The sequence below is a fragment of the Pseudomonas sp. GL_093 genome (genome assembly GCF_057837605.1).
Genome location: NZ_CM174448.1, coordinates 2,270,748 through 2,285,745 on the forward strand (window position 1 = coordinate 2,270,748; position 14,998 = coordinate 2,285,745).

20 protein-coding genes are annotated in these 14,998 nt (G+C 58.9%); 13 read left to right on the forward strand and 7 right to left on the reverse strand.

Annotation, left to right across the window (positions count from 1 at the left end):
• Positions 1-26: 26 nt before the first annotated feature.
• The 6 genes from AC3IUE_RS10240 to AC3IUE_RS10265 all read right to left on the reverse strand — a co-directional run bounded on the left by AC3IUE_RS10240 (position 27) and on the right by AC3IUE_RS10265 (position 2,502).
• Positions 27-269, reverse strand: coding sequence for a pyocin activator PrtN family protein (locus tag AC3IUE_RS10240; protein WP_489267116.1), 243 nt, complete (start codon positions 267-269; stop codon positions 27-29).
• Positions 266-649, reverse strand: a complete 384-nt coding sequence (locus AC3IUE_RS10245; RefSeq protein WP_145252686.1) for a hypothetical protein — start codon at positions 647-649, stop codon at positions 266-268. The genes AC3IUE_RS10240 and AC3IUE_RS10245 overlap by 4 nt, the downstream gene beginning before the upstream one ends.
• Entirely contained in the window at positions 646-921 is a 276-nt protein-coding gene (locus AC3IUE_RS10250) for a hypothetical protein (protein WP_489267118.1), read from the reverse strand. Before AC3IUE_RS10250 ends, AC3IUE_RS10245 begins: the two co-directional genes overlap by 4 nt.
• A gap of 10 nt (positions 922-931) precedes the next feature.
• Positions 932-1,498 (reverse strand): deoxynucleotide monophosphate kinase family protein, encoded by a 567-nt coding sequence (locus AC3IUE_RS10255; RefSeq protein WP_489267120.1) that lies wholly within the window; start codon positions 1,496-1,498, stop codon positions 932-934.
• Complete coding sequence (locus AC3IUE_RS10260) at positions 1,495-1,701, reverse strand: hypothetical protein (protein ID WP_489267122.1); 207 nt, start codon at positions 1,699-1,701, stop codon at positions 1,495-1,497. Before AC3IUE_RS10260 ends, AC3IUE_RS10255 begins: the two co-directional genes overlap by 4 nt.
• A 138-nt stretch (positions 1,702-1,839) precedes the next feature.
• On the reverse strand, positions 1,840-2,502 hold the full coding sequence (locus AC3IUE_RS10265) for a LexA family protein (protein ID WP_489267124.1): 663 nt from the start codon (positions 2,500-2,502) through the stop codon (positions 1,840-1,842).
• Positions 2,503-2,603: 101 nt separating this feature from the next.
• Between AC3IUE_RS10265 and AC3IUE_RS10270 the strand changes: the two genes are divergently transcribed.
• The 5 genes from AC3IUE_RS10270 to AC3IUE_RS10290 all read left to right on the forward strand — a co-directional run bounded on the left by AC3IUE_RS10270 (position 2,604) and on the right by AC3IUE_RS10290 (position 7,319).
• Complete coding sequence (locus tag AC3IUE_RS10270) at positions 2,604-2,801, forward strand: helix-turn-helix domain-containing protein (protein WP_489267126.1); 198 nt, start codon at positions 2,604-2,606, stop codon at positions 2,799-2,801.
• 323 nt (positions 2,802-3,124) lie between these two features.
• Entirely contained in the window at positions 3,125-3,613 is a 489-nt protein-coding gene (locus AC3IUE_RS10275) for a phage regulatory CII family protein (RefSeq protein WP_489267128.1), read from the forward strand.
• Positions 3,606-3,812, forward strand: a complete 207-nt coding sequence (locus AC3IUE_RS10280) for a TraR/DksA C4-type zinc finger protein (RefSeq protein ID WP_290023711.1) — start codon at positions 3,606-3,608, stop codon at positions 3,810-3,812. The genes AC3IUE_RS10275 and AC3IUE_RS10280 overlap by 8 nt, the downstream gene beginning before the upstream one ends.
• Positions 3,809-6,508: a bifunctional DNA primase/polymerase gene (locus AC3IUE_RS10285; RefSeq protein ID WP_489267131.1), complete on the forward strand. Its 2,700-nt coding sequence runs from the start codon at positions 3,809-3,811 to the stop codon at positions 6,506-6,508. The genes AC3IUE_RS10280 and AC3IUE_RS10285 overlap by 4 nt, the downstream gene beginning before the upstream one ends.
• 328 nt (positions 6,509-6,836) lie before the next feature.
• A complete protein-coding gene (locus AC3IUE_RS10290; protein WP_489267133.1) occupies positions 6,837-7,319 on the forward strand; it encodes a hypothetical protein in 483 nt (160 codons plus the stop codon).
• Positions 7,320-7,674: 355 nt separating this feature from the next.
• Here AC3IUE_RS10290 and AC3IUE_RS10295 read toward each other — a convergent pair whose 3' ends face one another.
• Positions 7,675-7,974 carry a DUF1883 domain-containing protein gene (locus AC3IUE_RS10295; RefSeq protein WP_489267135.1) on the reverse strand — a complete coding sequence of 100 codons (300 nt, stop codon included), beginning with the start codon at positions 7,972-7,974 and terminating at the stop codon, positions 7,675-7,677.
• A gap of 67 nt (positions 7,975-8,041) precedes the next feature.
• On the opposite strand from AC3IUE_RS10295, the gene AC3IUE_RS10300 reads away from it, so the two are divergent.
• The 8 genes from AC3IUE_RS10300 (at position 8,042) to AC3IUE_RS10335 (ending at position 14,960) form a co-directional block, all read left to right on the forward strand.
• Positions 8,042-8,386 (forward strand): phage holin family protein, encoded by a 345-nt coding sequence (locus AC3IUE_RS10300; protein WP_489267137.1) that lies wholly within the window; start codon positions 8,042-8,044, stop codon positions 8,384-8,386.
• A gap of 36 nt (positions 8,387-8,422) precedes the next feature.
• Complete coding sequence (locus AC3IUE_RS10305) at positions 8,423-8,923, forward strand: hypothetical protein (protein ID WP_489267139.1); 501 nt, start codon at positions 8,423-8,425, stop codon at positions 8,921-8,923.
• A 245-nt stretch (positions 8,924-9,168) separates the two neighbouring features.
• On the forward strand, positions 9,169-9,771 hold the full coding sequence (locus AC3IUE_RS10310; protein ID WP_489267141.1) for a terminase small subunit: 603 nt from the start codon (positions 9,169-9,171) through the stop codon (positions 9,769-9,771).
• Positions 9,772-9,775: 4 nt separating this feature from the next.
• Entirely contained in the window at positions 9,776-11,791 is a 2,016-nt protein-coding gene (locus tag AC3IUE_RS10315; RefSeq protein WP_489267143.1) for a phage terminase large subunit family protein, read from the forward strand.
• Position 11,792: 1 nt separating this feature from the next.
• Positions 11,793-11,999: a phage head-tail joining protein gene (locus AC3IUE_RS10320; protein ID WP_095128709.1), complete on the forward strand. Its 207-nt coding sequence runs from the start codon at positions 11,793-11,795 to the stop codon at positions 11,997-11,999.
• Positions 11,999-13,480, forward strand: a complete 1,482-nt coding sequence (locus AC3IUE_RS10325; protein WP_489267146.1) for a phage portal protein — start codon at positions 11,999-12,001, stop codon at positions 13,478-13,480. Before AC3IUE_RS10320 ends, AC3IUE_RS10325 begins: the two co-directional genes overlap by 1 nt.
• Positions 13,477-14,619: a head maturation protease, ClpP-related gene (locus AC3IUE_RS10330; protein ID WP_489267148.1), complete on the forward strand. Its 1,143-nt coding sequence runs from the start codon at positions 13,477-13,479 to the stop codon at positions 14,617-14,619. The genes AC3IUE_RS10325 and AC3IUE_RS10330 overlap by 4 nt, the downstream gene beginning before the upstream one ends.
• Complete coding sequence (locus AC3IUE_RS10335) at positions 14,616-14,960, forward strand: head decoration protein (protein ID WP_489267150.1); 345 nt, start codon at positions 14,616-14,618, stop codon at positions 14,958-14,960. Before AC3IUE_RS10330 ends, AC3IUE_RS10335 begins: the two co-directional genes overlap by 4 nt.
• Positions 14,961-14,998: the final 38 nt, after the last annotated feature.

Here is a 14,998-nt window from a genome sequence, read left to right on the forward strand (position 1 = left end):
CCCTGGACGGCAGGGGCACCGTTGAATCAGGCTGCTTCCTGCGCCGCTTGGGCGTCGAGGAAGGCGGCCAGGTTGTGTAGGTACACCACCGGTTTAGTCCGGACTGACCTGTGCAGATGTGTCACGACCAAAGCAATGCGGCCAGCCTTGATCTCACTCAGCAGGTAGCGGTCCGTGCGGATGTGCGGGAAGTACTGTTCCCGCACTGCCGTCAGAGACGGGCAGGGTGTGGCGAACTGCTTGCGAAGCTGGTCGAGGGTATTGCTCATGCAGCGACCTCCCCGAACCCCTCCGCAGGGGGCACCAACTTGAGGCGGATCAGTTCAGCGAGGCTTTCTTTGCTTTTGCCCATTCCGGCGGCGCAGACGTTGCCTTTTGCATCAGCGACAACGGCGCCGAATGGATACTCGGGTGAGTTGGTCGGGGTGACATAGGCCACTTGGCCTTCTTGAATCACGTTGTTGACACAGCGAAAGACTTCAGCCAGTTCCACTGTGCGGCAAGGCATGCTGTCCAGCAGGTCAATCGCTTCACTCGCGGCGCCGATCAGTGTGGCGCGGCTGACTACGCCCGGGCTGTCCAGGTAGATGGGGATCAGTCTCAGGGCGCCGAGGGCTTGGGTGTAGGCGTTGAAGTAGTTAGTTTTCATGCGGCGGCGTCCTTGTGCGTGATGGTGATACCCAGCTTCTTGGCCAGCCATTGCACGCCAGCCTCGGTGACCATCACCACGGCGTAATGCTTGTAACTGTTGGTGGTCCCGATCTGGACGCTGCGCGGGTCTGAAAACAGATTGCCGCCGCCACGGTGGTGGCTGGCCAGGTCGCCGCTTTGTGTCAGTACGCGAAGCGCACGCAGTTGCTCACGGAATTTCCGAGGTTTGAGGCCGAGCACTGCGGCGGTTTCGTCCAGGGTGCGGTTCATGGCGCTGTCCTCAGGCGACTGCTGCACGGGCGTGCAGCGTGTCCACGATGTCGTTGACATTCGTGAACAATTCATCGAGGGAGCCATCGTTTTTCAGCCGCAAGTCGCCAAGAGCAATCTGGATTCCGTTTTCGCTGCTGTGCGGTTTTACGGGTGATGCCACCACGCGATTCATGTGAAGTACTACGCCGCCGCGCTTACGAATGAAGTCCGCTTCGTTGTTGAACCGAACGTCGCTGACGACGAAGCCACGTGCGGTGTCGTGGGTGCGTGCCAGTAGGTCTAGGTTCTGCGCGGCCAGTAGCAGCCACAGTTCAGGGTGCACGTTGTCGCGGCCCCACTCTGTGCCTAGGGACTGCATTAGTTCGCGGGGTGAGCGTCCCAACCATGGCAACGCTTGTTCCTTTTGCTCGCCTTCGAAGTCGCACGGGCTCAGATTGAGGATGTGCATAAGGCCGTCACGCAACGGATCAGCGAACGCGTAGCACTGAAATCCGTGATTATTAACTAGGTGTTGAGCCGCAGTGTCTTTGCCCGAGCGAGCCCGCCCAGCAAGGCCGATCAGAAGTGTCGTCATGCTGCATCACCCCCGAACGGCGAGTGGCTGTCATCGGCTGGGGCAGTTTTGAGAGCCTGGATGGCCTCGGTGCGACCTTTGGGGGTGGTGATCACCAGCAGCCCGGTACGGTGCTGGATGGCTTCTACTGCTGCGCGGCTACTGCAGACCGCTGGGTGCAGGTAGAGAGGGCTGCGGGTGTTGCTGTGCTGTGTGGTTTGCATGTCTCGTACTCTTTGGTGAGAGGTGTACGAGGCAAACGATACAAATTCGTATCGATCCAGTCAATACTAATATGTATTGATTTTTTGTGGGCCACAAAAAAGCCCGCGCATGTGCGGGCTTGGACGCTGTCAAATGTATTAGAAAATTTCTAGTTTCGAGAAGACAACACCACAGATCATTGCATCGCCGTCCAATTCAATTATCGGGTCTGGCCATGCTGGGTTCAGCGGTTTTAAGAATCGGCGGCTCCCCTCCATGACCAGCTGTTTGAATGTTGCCTCTTGGCTATCCATTAGCTTGGCAATAACAAGAGAGCCGTTCTCGGCATCCTTTGCCGGATCAACAAAGATGATATCTCCGTCTCGAAATGAGCGCCGTTCGTGTTGGTTGAACATGGAAAGGCCGCGAACTCGGAGGGCATAACTCTGGGGGCTATGTGAGGCGGCGCACGGTAGCCAGAGTTCTGCGTCATCCAGGGTGCGGACATCGGATATCTCGCACCAGGCACCAGCTTGGACCCACGAAATCAGTGGAACATATCCTTTGATGGCTGGGCCGGGCTCAATATTTGTGTCGGGACCGGTGGGGCTTGTTTCCTTTTGGATGCCTCCTTTCCATAGCCAATCACTGCTGACTTTTAGAGCTTTAGCAATTTTTTCAACATTCTCTTGGCGAGGGCTGGCTACGGCGTTTGTAGCGATCCTATGAATTGTTGGCTGAGGAACGCCAGAGCGTCGGCCGAGCTCACCCTCGGATAGGTTCAGTTCGGCCATGCGTTGAGTGATGCGGTCACCAATCACTTTTTTGCCCTTTGATTCATAAACGTATCGCCAATTGTATTGAATGAATCAATACGTTTGTGTATTGTTGCGTCCAATGCGAAAGCGCATCGGTGAATGAGATGACTATCCAAGAAATGCTCGCGGAGTTGCTGGAAGCTGGTTTATCCCAGCGGGTAATTGCGGAGCGCGTGGGAACAACGCAGCCGACTATTAATCGGGCCGCGAAAGGTGCAGATGTTCGATATGTAACTGGGAAGGCGATTGAGCGCTTATACATCGAAGTTAAAGAGGCTGGGGGCATCGAGCCCAAAGCTTGAAAGGGTGCCGGGCTAGGGCCTCTCACCATAAGAATCCCCCAGCCCAGCGGTGGCGATACGCAGCACACACCGTAACGCCACATGAAACACCGGCCTGAACCTCTCACCAAAGAAACTCCAGGCCGGAAGTAACGAGCTACACAAGGAACATGCAAGTCGCTACACAGCGCGTCGGCCCAGGACCTCTCACCATAAGAATCCCCTGGGCCGACTGGAACGATGAACCGTGCTGCACAGCACGATTCGCACAGCACATCGGTCGTGGTCGTAGAATAGAGCGTGTTTGACTCTACGGCCACACCGTAAACAGGGGATTTACGGTTATGAGTCGCACAGATCTTTTGCCGGACGCTGGTCCGGTCCTTTCTCTGCGTCATGCGCTTTACCGCGCCGGGCGTGATTATCGGGGTGGCATCACAGCCCTGGCTTTCGACATGGTCATGGATAACGACGCGCTTCAGAAGAAACTGAAGCTCGACGAAGAGCGCCGCTGGCTGACGCCGGATGAGCTGGAAGAAGTTGTCCGGCTGACGTCCAATCCATTGCTGTTGGATGCGCTGATGCGCCCTGCCGGGGTGGTTTGGTACAAGCCAGTGCCGGTACCAGCAACCTCGGAAGCGTTGAAGGCCGTTGGAAATGTTTTGGGTGAGACTGCAGAGTTCGTATCGAGCATGCATGAAGCTGCAAAGGACAACGTCTGGGAGCTTCATGAGGTCCTCGCGCTGGAGAAGCACGGAGCTGATGTGATCCGTGCGGTACTGGGCATCATGGCTGGTGCCCGGGAAGCGATGGAGGGTCAGGACAATGGCTGACGATATCGATCGCGCTAACGACCAAGCTCAATATCTGCTCGACATTGCTCTTCACCGTAGTCGCCGTATCCCTTCAAATCGCGTCAGCGCTCAATTCTGCGAAGACTGCGATGAGCCAATCCCGTTGCTTCGACAGCAGACGATTCAGGGTTGCCAGACCTGTGTCAGTTGCCAGGGGTTGCGGGAGCGGCGCAGATGACTGATCACGACAACCGATTGCCTACTGCTGATTGGGCTCAGTTTTACGTTGATACGTTTGGTTTGGCGCTGGTTCCGATTGAGCCAGGTCAGAAAGGCCCGAAGGGGATGGGTTGGAACAAGCCGGGTGGGTACTTCACCGATTCGGCGAAGGCTGCGGCGTTCTGGACAAAGAAACCTGAGCACAACCTTGGTGTTGTGCTTGGCCCCAGCCGTATCTGTTCCCTGGACGTCGATGACGTGCAGTGGACGCGGCATGTTCTCTATGACCAGCTGGAAATTGATCTTGATGCGATGGCGTTGGTGTTTCCGACGGTGGTGGGCAACCCAGCGCGCTTTCGCATTATGTTCCGCGTCCCTGACGGTCTTGAACTGAGCCGTCATTCGCTGGCGTGGCCCAACGAGAAAGACCCTGATGGATCGATACACAAGGCGCTGACCGCCAAGGCAAAAGCCGCGAAGGAAGCCGGTGATGCGGCGGGTGAAGCCGAGGCGCGGGCTGAGGCGGACGAATACCAGCGCATCACGGTGTTCGAGCTGCGCGGCGGGTTGGTGCAGGATGTATTGCCACCATCGATCCACCCAGGCACGGGTAAACCTTACACCTGGCGCACACCGCCGAGTGTGAGTGATGGCTTGCCGATGCTGACTCCGGAGTTGCTGTCCATCTGGAACAACTGGGACATCTTCAAGCGAGATGCCGAGGCTGCGTGTCCATGGGCGCCAAAGCCGAAAAAACCGCCGGCCAAGGTCATCAAACGTGCGCCACCGGCAGCCGGTAAGCCCTCGGTGATCGACGAGTTCAATCGCAGTCACGACGTTGAAGAGCTGCTGCGTGCCCACGACTACATCAAGCGCGGCAGTAAGTGGCTGTATCCACACAGCAGCACCGGGCTGCCGGGTGTGACGGTCAGTGATGATGGCAAGGTCTATTCGCACCACGGCGCTGATCCGCTCGCGAACGGGCACCAGAACGACGCGTTCGAGGTGTTCTGCTTGTTGCAACACGGTGGCGATCAGTCGCGAGCGGTGAAGGACGCCGCGCGATTGTTGGGGATGCAGCATTCTTCGCGCCCGGACCCGCGTGATCTTCCCCCGACCCCATCTGGTGACCCGAGCGAGCCGAGCTGTGCGCCAGACGAAGCCAGCGAGGCCGCTCCGGCTTCTGACGGGGGGGCGGGGGAGGTGCTGACGCTTGAACAGATCCTTCGGCGGTATGCGCTGGTGGAAGGCACCACTCACGTGTGGGATTTCGATCAGTCGCGGGTGATGAAGAAGTCGGCGTTCGAAGCGCGTGTCGGCAAGCCTCTGGCGAAACAATGGGCGGAAGATACCGAGCACCGCAAGCTGATATCCGATGACCATGTGCGCGAAATCGAGCAGTCGCGGCGGATGGCGGGCAAGAAGGGCGGAGCCTTCGGGATGCCGCCAACCGAGCGTTACGTGTACATCGATGGCACCAAGGACGTTTGGGATCGTGAGAAGAAGCGCCGTGTTGCCGAGGGTGCCGTGAAAATGGCCCTCGGTGACACGTACCCATTGTGGTTGAACAGCAGCGAACGGCGGGTGGTCGACGTTGACCACATTGTCTTTGACCCGACGATGACCAAAGACCCGAGCGTCTACATCAATACCTTTGATGGTCTGCCGCTGGAGCCGCTCAGGGACGATGCCGCATGTGCCAACTTACGGTGGCTGATCTCGTTTCTATGTAACCACGATGAAAATGCGGCGCTCTGGTTGACTCGCTGGCTGGCGTTTCCGTTGCAGCACCTGGGCGCGAAGATGGATACCGCTGTGCTGATGCACTCCAGCATGGAGGGCTCGGGTAAGAGTCTGTTTTTCGCCGATACCATGGGCAAGTTGTATGGCCAGTACGCCGCGACAGTCGGACAGACCCAGTTGGAAAGCAACTTCAACGCCTGGCAAAGCCGGAAACTTTGGGCCGTGTTCGAAGAGGTGGTTAGCCGCGATCAGCGCTACAACCAAGTGGGCAAGATCAAGCACCTGGTCACGGGCAAAACGGTACGGATGGAATCTAAGTTCATCAATGGCTGGGAGGAGTCCAACCACATGAACGCGGTTTTCTTGAGTAACGAGATCATGCCGTGGCCGATCAGTGATAGCGACCGCCGGATGCTGGTTGTCTGGCCCTTGGATACTTTGCCGGTGGCGCGCCAAAAAGCCATCGGCCAGGAGTTGGAACAAGGTGGGGTCGCAGCCCTTTACGGCTGGCTGTTGTCGGTTGATTTGGGCGACTTCAATCAGCGAACACGTCCACCATCCACTGACGCCCGTGAGCGGCTGGTGGCCTTGAGTCGCGCCGGCTGGCAGACGTTCCTGCACCTGTGGAAATACAGCGAGCTGGGTCAAGGACTCTGGGGGCCGTGTCTTTCCACTGACCTTTACTCGTTGTTCTTGGAGTGGTGTCAGCGCAACAAGGAACACGTGATGAGTCAGACGAAGTTCTCGCTGTTCATCAATTCCGAAGTGGAAAAAACGCGATCGATACCTTGGACCGATGGCAATAATCGCAAGTTTGGTGCGTTCTTCTTCCCAGTTGACCCGGACGCTTCCCAGCCCCCATCACTGGCGTCGGCCGTGCTTGGCGCGGTGGTGGTCAACTGGCGGGCAAACGCGAAGCTGGCAGGGTGGAATGTGGACAGCTGGGACCACATTAAGGCAGTTGCCGCATGACTACGCCTAAAAGTGTGTTGGGTGTGTCGGGTGTGTGTCGGGTTGGTTTTGACTACCCAACACAGTTTCAGTCCTTTATTTACGCGGGCTTCCGGCTGTTGTGTTGGGTGTGTTGGGTTTGGCGTCGCGTGCGCGCATGCGTGACGTTATTTGCACTGAAGATAACGGTAAGGATTTTTTCTTATGCGAGGACAGAAAAACCCAACAAACCCAACACACTCAACTCAAAGTTAATAAAAGTATTGATTTTAAAGGGATTTATTTGTGTTGGGTTTGTGTTGGGTAGCGGGTTTTCTGTGTTGGGTTCGGTTTTTCGGGGGGAAGGGCAATGATCGAGGCAATGGAAGTGCTGCTGAAGCACTGGGGCGAGCAACTTCGGAGTAATGGTGAAGTGGGGGGCATGGGTAGCCCGATGGCAACGATCATGGAGTGGGGCGGATGTGCGCCGCGCGGCACCCCCGGATCTCGGATCATTATGGGCGCTGGTGCGGGGCCTGATGCAGTTGCTCAGGAAGTCGGTGCGGCTCTTTCCGAGATCGCTCGACAAGATGGGCGGGGAGAAAGGCTGCAACAGTTGGCGGTCTTGCGCTACGGCGACGACCCGGCACCGACCTGGATTTCGCAAATGCATGAGCTGGGGTATGTGTCCAAGGCGAAGCAAACCTACTACGACCTTGTGCACAGTCTTCATGTGCGACTCTTTGAAGTGCTGGCCGAACGCAAAGACGCACGTAAGTGGCTTACCGCTGGTCGGGGCGTTTTACCTCAAAGTCTCCTCAAAGTTGCGTCAAAGTTGCGTCGAGCTGGTTAACCGAAAATGCCCTCTTTTCGGTTCCGTACTCTGGGGGTAAAAAGTCACCAAGATATGAATTCTGCGCCTCGGCGCTTCCCCCGAGCACGTGCTGTGCACTTCGTCCTGGCTCATGTCATGACACTGAAACCCTGCCACCCGGCGGGGTTTTCTTTTTCGGTGTACGAAAGAAGAGACGCCGATCAATTGCGCGAGGAGATTAGCGATGGAAGTCCAGGTAAGGAGCACCCAGGGGAAATTAGTCTGGGCCCGGAATGCCATAGGCGGCGTTACGTCCACCGCCTATGGTTTGGATTCGACCTTGAAAGATATCAAGGACGCTCTCGAGACTGCATTAGAGCAGTGCGTTGGCGAGTTAGCCTTGTTTGAGAATGTTGATGGAGTACCTGTACTGGCCAGTCCCGCCACCTAGGTCAATTGTGATGTTCCAGTTACCTGTGCGTGGAACGACAATCCGTGCCGGTAGCATTTTGTAGAAGCCACCGTAATGCCGGTGTGCAGCTCCACTTTTGAATTTAGAGAAATTTGAATCATCAGTCAGACGAACGTTGCATTGGTGGGTGCACTCCACCACAACGACGTCGCCCTCTGAAAGATATTCACGCGAGTGTACAAATTGCATATGGCCTCCTAGCCGTTTTTTGATGATTGCCATTTGACACTATCACCGCAGGACCTTCTTGCCCATTGCTCCAGTAAGAGCACTCGATGGATATGAACGAATGACAAATGAACAGCAAGCGCTGGCAGAGATGCCGATTTGGTTAGTTATCGTCCTGGCCCTGGTCGGCGGTGTGTCGGGTGAGATGTGGCGCGCCGATAAAGACGGGGCGCGAGGCTGGGCGTTGTTGCGCCGACTCGCGCTTCGGTCCGGTGCCTGCATTGTCTGCGGCGTGTCGGCGATGATGCTGATGATCGGCGCGGGCATGACGATCTGGACGGCCGGCAGCTTGGGTTGCCTGACCGCGATGGCCGGCGCTGATGTCGCCATCGGGTTGTACGAGCGCTGGGCCGCCAAGCGGTTGGGCGTCAGTGAAATGCCCACCGAATCTAATCGTTCGGAATAACTCTCACCCAGCCACTTATTTAGCAGGTCTCTAGCAATGAATGAATCCAGGCAGCAGCAGATGCTTGCAGGGCAATCTTCCATAGCTCAAAAAATCTTTGGGTATGTACCCATTCAATCATGCTGGACCGCCCGTGATATTCACGGCGCCGTCCTGGCTGCCAATGTCAGTGGCGCATCTGCCTACGCTATACGCCGCGCTCTTGGTGAACTCAAAGATGCCGGGATTATCAGGGAGCCAATCGGCGGGAAGTTTCAGCGTGCTGTAGTCACACCCAAAACCAAGAAGGAGACAACCATGCCTCAGGCATCCAAGCAGTCCGTTGCATCGACCAAAACAACCGATGGCGCGCTGGACGTATTGGCGACCCTGTCGGGTGAAGTGGTGAGCCTGTCTGAAGAGTTCAGCAAGCGCATGAAGGCATTGGCGGGCCGCATCGAAGAGGTAGCCCTGTCGGTAGAGGCTGAGCGGGAAAGTAATGCTGAAGCCATCATCAAAGCCAAGCGACTGCAAGAGGCGCTGCGAGAGTTTGCGTAAGCACCCACCTTGCGGTCCGGGGACGGCCTAGCGCTCGCGTGTCCTCGAAGTGCCACCCCGCAAGTGGCAAGCAGGGGGGCGCACCGGTTTGGGGCGTCGAAAACTGCCGGGGACCCTGGGGGTATTCAGGGGGTACGGGGTCGGAAACCCGCGGGAAAGTGTTAGCGGCAGGGTTGCCAGCTTACTGAAATTCAATCCATTGAAATCGAAAGGTTCCATTGAAAAGCCGTTGAAAAGGAGGGCTTATGACAGAACCAATGTACCTGTCAAAGAGCGCCTTCGCGGCTCGGATTGGCAGGGCGCCCAGCTACATCACCTGGTTGAAAAACAACAACCGCCTGGTGTTGACCGCCGACGGTAAACAGGTTGATGTCACGGCCAGTGAAGCATTGATTCGCGACACCGCTGACCCCAGCAAGACCGCCGTCGCCGACCGCCACCACCAAGACCGGCTTCAGCGTGACGTTTACAGCCAGCTATCCAGCCAGGCCGAGTCGACTTCAACGGCTGCGCCGCCGCTCGCGATTACCCCTGCGGGGCAGCTCCCCGACTTCCAGAAGGCCCGCGCACTGCGCGAGCACAACCTGGCACAGCTCGCCGAGATCGAGTTGCACAAGGCCAAGGGCTCGTTGGTGGCCCTGTCGGCGGTTCAGTCCGGCGCCTACAACGCCGGTCGCATGCTGCGCGATCAACTGCTGGGAATGCCTCCGCAACTGGCTCCCGAACTGGCATCGATGACCGACCCATGGGAAATCGAAAAGCACCTCACGGCGGCGATTCGCCGCTCGCTGGAAGACGCCGAACGCATGTCTTCAGCGGACCTTGAACACGCACTGACCACGAGTTAAGCCCATGCCCACGGAAATTCCTGACGGTGCAGAGGTGTACCGCGAGGCGTATTTCCGTGGGCTACGACCCGACCCGGACGTCTGGATCGATCAGTGGGCCGATGAGTACATGCGCATCCCGCGTGACACCGGTGCCGCTGAGCCAGGACAGTACCGCACCTCGCGCACACCGTATGCCCGCGAGCCCATGCGTTGTTTGTCGCCGGCTCACCCCTGCAAGCGCGTGATCACCATGGTCGCGTCGCAGTTGATGAAAACCCAGATCGGACTGAACTGGATCGGCGGTCTGATGCACATGGCGCCGTCGAATATTCTGGCGCTGCTGCCAAGCCTCGGCCTGGCCAAACGGGTGTCCTCGCGGATCGGCAAAACGATTAAAGCGACGCCGGTACTGCGCGAACGTGTAGCCGCCAACCGCTCGCGGGATTCGCGCAACACCATGGACACCAAGGAGTTCGAGGGTGGCACGTTGTACGTCACCACCGCCGGCTCGGCCGCCAACCTATCGGAGCTTTCGGCGCGCTACGTTTACGGCGACGAAATCGACCGCTGGGAAGTGGACATCGGCGAAGAGGGCGACCCCATCGAGCTGGCGGAAACCCGGGGCAGTACCTTCGGCCGCAACGCGAAGTTCTACTTTTCCAGCTCGCCGACGATCAAGGGTGCCTCGCGGATCTCCGACTTGTTCGACGGCAGCGACCAGCGTCACTACTACGTCCCATGCCCAACCTGCGGGCACATGCAAACCCTGGAGTGGGAACGACTGCACTACTCGAACGACTTCAGCGTCGTGCATTACCAGTGTGCCGGGCCCGAGTGTGACGTGCTGATCGAGGAGTACCACAAGGGCGAAATGCTCGCCAAAGGCGAATGGCGTGCCCATGCCGAAGGCGATGGTGAGACGGTGGGCTTCCACCTCAATGCGCTGTATTCGCCGCTCGGCTGGATGGACTGGAAATCGCTGGCCAAACAATTCGAAAAGGCCAAGAAGGCCCAGGCCAAAGGCGACCTTGAACCGATGCAGGTGTTCTACAACACCCGTCTGGCGAAGGTCTGGGACGCAGCCCAAGAGCAAACCAAAGCCGATGTGCTGAGGAAACGGGCGCGGCTGGAAGACTTCACCCTCGGCTCGCTATCGGCTGCCGTGTTGATGATCACCGGATCCGTCGATGTTCAGGCCAACCGCTTGGAGTTCATGGCCATGGGATGGGGCGTTGGCATGGAGCGCTGGGTTGTTGATTACCAGGTGGTTTCGGGGGATCCCTCAGACGAACGCACCTGGGCTGCATTGGACGAATTGCTCAAGGCTAAATACCGCCACCCGTGTGGTGTCGGCCTTGGCATTCTCGCGGTAGCCGTCGACTCCGGCGGTCACCACACCGATGAGGTTTACCAGTTCTGCCGTGTTCGTCGCTGGCGCAACGTGTTCGCCATCAAAGGTGCAAGCAAACCCGGCAAGCCCGTCATTGCTCAACGTCCGTCCATGGTCGACGTGACGTGGAAAGGCCAGACCGAACGCAACGGTGCCGAGCTTTGGTTCGTCGGTACCGACACGGCGAAAGACTGGATTTACAACCGCTACCCGTTCGAATCCGGGCCGGGTGCGTTGCACTTCGCCAATGACCTGCCTGACGACTTCTTCGACCAGTGCGTCGCGGAGCGCAAGGTTGCGCGCTACATACGTGGACACAAGCGCATTGAGTGGGTCAAGGGCAAGGCCGAGCGTAACGAAGCACTCGACTTGATGGTGTATTGCCTGGCCATGGCGCATTACCTGGGCCTCAACCGTTACAAGGAACACGACTGGGAGCGAGTGCGTCAGTCCCTGGCACAGTCTGGTCTGTTCGACGACGCATTGGGCATCAAGCCTGTTCAAGGCGAACGCGTCACCGGACCAGCAACACCAATTGCTCCACCGCAATCGGCTCCACAACCTACTGCTCCGATCGTGCAATCGCGACCGGCAGCACCGCCACCTCAACGCCGCAGCTCCACCAGCGGTTACCTGAAGAGACGCTGATATGTCCTTTACCCAAAAGCACCTCGACGCGGTTGAGGCGGCCATCGCACGCGGTGAAAAAGTCGTGCGCTACACCGACCGTACCGTGGAATACCGCACCATCGACGAACTGCTCAAGGCGCGCGAAGAAATCCGTACGTCACTGATCAGTGCAGCCGGGCCACGCTCTCGGGTGGTTCGGCTGACCCACGGAGGCAAAGGACTCTAATGGCCCGTCACTTTCCGACGCTCACCCGTAACGGATTCGTGTTGCCGTCGAATATCAAGGCCAGTTACGAAGGTGCCGGAGAGGGCCGCCGCTCCACTGGCTGGGATGCTCCCGACAACGGGGTCAATAGCATCAACACCCCAGCACTGCGCAATCTGCGTTCGCGTTCCCGGGCAGCGGTTCGTAATGACCCGTATGCCTTCAACGTGATCGATAAGCGCGTCAGCAACCTGATCGGTACCGGTATCACGCCGCGACCGAAAACCGACGACGAAGTCCTGCGCAAATTGCTGCAGGAACTCTGGGAGGACTGGGTCGACGAGTCGGACGCCGATGAGCGCACCGACTTCTACGGCCAGCAGGCGCTGGCGGCGCGCACGGTAGAAACCTCTGGCGAATGTTTCGTGCGGCTACGACCTCGCGCTTTGGACGAAGGCCTCGCAGTACCACTGCAGCTCCAAATCCTGGCCCCGGAGTTCGTACCGCATGACAAGTTTGAAACCACCAAAACCGGCAACCTCATCCGCGCCGGCATCGAGTTCACGCCAGGTGGCAAGCGGGTGGCGTACTGGATGTACCTGTCGCACCCGCGTGATGCATCGTCACTGAACGCCGGTTACAACCAGTTGGTACGCGTGCCGGCCGCTCAGGTGCTGCATATCTTTGAGCCGGTCGAGCCTGGCCAGCTGCGCGGCGTGCCGCGATTGTCGCCGGTGCTCAAGCGTCTGCGCAGTCTCGACAACTACGACGACGCGGTGTTGTTCCGCCAAGAGGTGGCCAATCTGTTTGCCGGGTTCATCAGTCGGCCAGCGCCGGACTCTGGACAGACTCCCCGAGATCCAATCACCGGCCAACTACTGGATACCGATCGCGACGGCTTCACGCCGATGGTCGCGCTGGAGCCCGGCACCATGCAGGAGCTGGGCCCGGGTGAAGAAGTCGAATTCTCCAAACCGCCGGACGCGGGCAACAACTATCCGGACTTCATGCGACAGCAGCTGATGGCAGCAGCGGCGGGGACGGGTACGCCTTACGAGATCCTCACCGGCGACATGCGCGAGGTCAATGACCGGGCGCTGCGTGTGGTGCTCAACGAGTTTCGACGCCGTCTGGAGCAATTGCAATTCGGTGTCTACGTCCACCAACTCTGCCGCCCAGTGCGGGCCGCCTGGATGGACATGGCCGTGTTGTCGGGTGTCCTGGTGCTGAAGGACTACGCGCAGCGGCGCCGCGAATACCTGCGCACCCGCTGGGTGCCACAAGGTTGGGCCTACATCCAGCCAGTGCAGGACGTTCAAGCGCGGCGTATGGAAGTCCAAGCGGGCTTCGCCTCGCGCAGCGAAATGGTTCTGCGCACCGGCTACGACGCCGAAACGGTCGACGCGGAAAACGCCGCCGATCTAGCCCGGGCCACGCGTCTGGGCCTCAACTACAACACTCTCGACGCCGTCGAGCCCATCGACGACAAGGAGCAACCATGAGCAAAAAAGCGCGACCGCGCATTTACAATCGGGCGGGTCAGCGGGTGCAGGTGCAGGACAACACCTGGTACGCCGTGCAAGCCAGCGGGGAGCCTGCCGAGCGAGTGATCGAAGTCTTCGTCTATGGCGAGATCGGCGCGTGGGGCATCACTGCCAATCAGTTCGTGCAGGATCTGCGCGCCATGGATGACGGCGTCTCACCCGTGATCGCTGCCTTCAACAGCATCGGTGGCGACCTTTTTGACGGGTTGGCGATGCACAACGCACTATCGCGTTTGGGCGAGCGCTGCACCGGACGCATTGATGCGCTGGCGGCCAGTGCGGCCAGCGTCGCGGTGTGCGGCGCACACAAGGTCGTCATCGCGGCCAACGCCATGTTGATGATTCACAACCCATGGACTTACGCGGCTGGGGATGCCGAAGACTTTCGTCAGGTGGCCGATGTTCTCGACCAGACCATGGAAGCAATCATCGCGGCCTACAAGGCGAAGGCGCCGGACATTGATGAGGTCGAGTTGCGGCGGTTGGTTGCCGCTGAAACCTGGCTCACCGCTAATGAAGCGGTAGCCCTGGGCTTGGCTGATGAAGTCGGCGGCGGGCTCAAGGTCAAAGCCTGCCTTGGTCAGGGTGGCGTGCTGCAGCGTTTCCAGCACGCACCGGCCGAACTGCTGGCCCAGTTCAACGAACCACCGGAGTCGGACCCGGAGTTAGAGCCCACCGATCCGCCGGTGGTTGATTCGACCAAGCTAGCTCTGATGATCACCCAGCGATGCGCGGAAGCGGGGATCAGCAACTTGGTCGCGCCGTTACTCAGTTCGACCAAGCTCGAAAGCGAAGAGATCGTCCAGGCTGGTCTGACACGGGCCAAGGCGGTGAACGATCTTTGCGTGGCCGCGCGCTTGCCCGAGTTCAGTGCTGAGTACGTCGCTGCTGGACTGGACGCAGCGGCAGTGCGGGCGCGCCTGTTCGACAAGATTGTCAGCAGCGGCAAGGGCTTCGAAATCGACAGCAGCTTGCCGCTGGACAACGACCCGGCGCCGAAGGTGCTGGCCAAGCAAACTGATCCCACCTCGATCTGGGCCGCTCGACAAGCCGCTCACTCTGGAACCGCGCACGGCGCGAAAGGAGCAAGACAATGACCATTAAAAAAGAGCCGACCCACGCGGGTGAATTTCTCCTCTCCGAGGGCGCCGGGAACATCTCGCGGGAAACGATCAACGTTGCCGCTGGTCCTGCGCTGAATCCCGGCCAGGTCCTCGGCCTGGTGACGGCCACCAGCGAATTCGCGCCGTACGCTCCGGCTGCCGAAGATGGTAGCGAGACGGCCGTGGCGATTCTCTTCGGTCCGCTCGGTGAGTCGGATGTGGTGCGCCGTGGTCGCGCCGTCGTGCGCTTGGCGGAAGTTAGCGAAACGCACCTGACCGGACTCGACGCCGACGCCGAAAAAGACTTGGCCGCCCATTTTCTGATCGTCCGATAAGTCGATCAGCCCACTTCATGCACCCCGCCTTGAGCGGG

What these genes read in the sequence shown, in the direction of transcription:
- AC3IUE_RS10240 (WP_489267116.1), bottom strand. Translation starts at nt 269, where the DNA reads ATGAGCAATACCCTCGACCAGCTTCGCAAGCAGTTCGCCACACCCTGC.
- AC3IUE_RS10245 (WP_145252686.1), bottom strand. Translation starts at nt 649, where the DNA reads ATGAAAACTAACTACTTCAACGCCTACACCCAAGCCCTCGGCGCCCTG.
- AC3IUE_RS10250 (WP_489267118.1), bottom strand. Translation starts at nt 921, where the DNA reads ATGAACCGCACCCTGGACGAAACCGCCGCAGTGCTCGGCCTCAAACCT.
- AC3IUE_RS10255 (WP_489267120.1), bottom strand. Translation starts at nt 1,498, where the DNA reads ATGACGACACTTCTGATCGGCCTTGCTGGGCGGGCTCGCTCGGGCAAA.
- AC3IUE_RS10260 (WP_489267122.1), bottom strand. Translation starts at nt 1,701, where the DNA reads ATGCAAACCACACAGCACAGCAACACCCGCAGCCCTCTCTACCTGCAC.
- AC3IUE_RS10270 (WP_489267126.1), top strand. Translation starts at nt 2,604, where the DNA reads ATGACTATCCAAGAAATGCTCGCGGAGTTGCTGGAAGCTGGTTTATCC.
- AC3IUE_RS10275 (WP_489267128.1), top strand. Translation starts at nt 3,125, where the DNA reads ATGAGTCGCACAGATCTTTTGCCGGACGCTGGTCCGGTCCTTTCTCTG.
- AC3IUE_RS10280 (WP_290023711.1), top strand. Translation starts at nt 3,606, where the DNA reads ATGGCTGACGATATCGATCGCGCTAACGACCAAGCTCAATATCTGCTC.
- AC3IUE_RS10285 (WP_489267131.1), top strand. Translation starts at nt 3,809, where the DNA reads ATGACTGATCACGACAACCGATTGCCTACTGCTGATTGGGCTCAGTTT.
- AC3IUE_RS10290 (WP_489267133.1), top strand. Translation starts at nt 6,837, where the DNA reads ATGATCGAGGCAATGGAAGTGCTGCTGAAGCACTGGGGCGAGCAACTT.
- AC3IUE_RS10295 (WP_489267135.1), bottom strand. Translation starts at nt 7,974, where the DNA reads ATGGCAATCATCAAAAAACGGCTAGGAGGCCATATGCAATTTGTACAC.
- AC3IUE_RS10300 (WP_489267137.1), top strand. Translation starts at nt 8,042, where the DNA reads ATGACAAATGAACAGCAAGCGCTGGCAGAGATGCCGATTTGGTTAGTT.
- AC3IUE_RS10305 (WP_489267139.1), top strand. Translation starts at nt 8,423, where the DNA reads ATGAATGAATCCAGGCAGCAGCAGATGCTTGCAGGGCAATCTTCCATA.
- AC3IUE_RS10310 (WP_489267141.1), top strand. Translation starts at nt 9,169, where the DNA reads ATGACAGAACCAATGTACCTGTCAAAGAGCGCCTTCGCGGCTCGGATT.
- AC3IUE_RS10315 (WP_489267143.1), top strand. Translation starts at nt 9,776, where the DNA reads ATGCCCACGGAAATTCCTGACGGTGCAGAGGTGTACCGCGAGGCGTAT.
- AC3IUE_RS10320 (WP_095128709.1), top strand. Translation starts at nt 11,793, where the DNA reads ATGTCCTTTACCCAAAAGCACCTCGACGCGGTTGAGGCGGCCATCGCA.
- AC3IUE_RS10325 (WP_489267146.1), top strand. Translation starts at nt 11,999, where the DNA reads ATGGCCCGTCACTTTCCGACGCTCACCCGTAACGGATTCGTGTTGCCG.
- AC3IUE_RS10330 (WP_489267148.1), top strand. Translation starts at nt 13,477, where the DNA reads ATGAGCAAAAAAGCGCGACCGCGCATTTACAATCGGGCGGGTCAGCGG.
- AC3IUE_RS10335 (WP_489267150.1), top strand. Translation starts at nt 14,616, where the DNA reads ATGACCATTAAAAAAGAGCCGACCCACGCGGGTGAATTTCTCCTCTCC.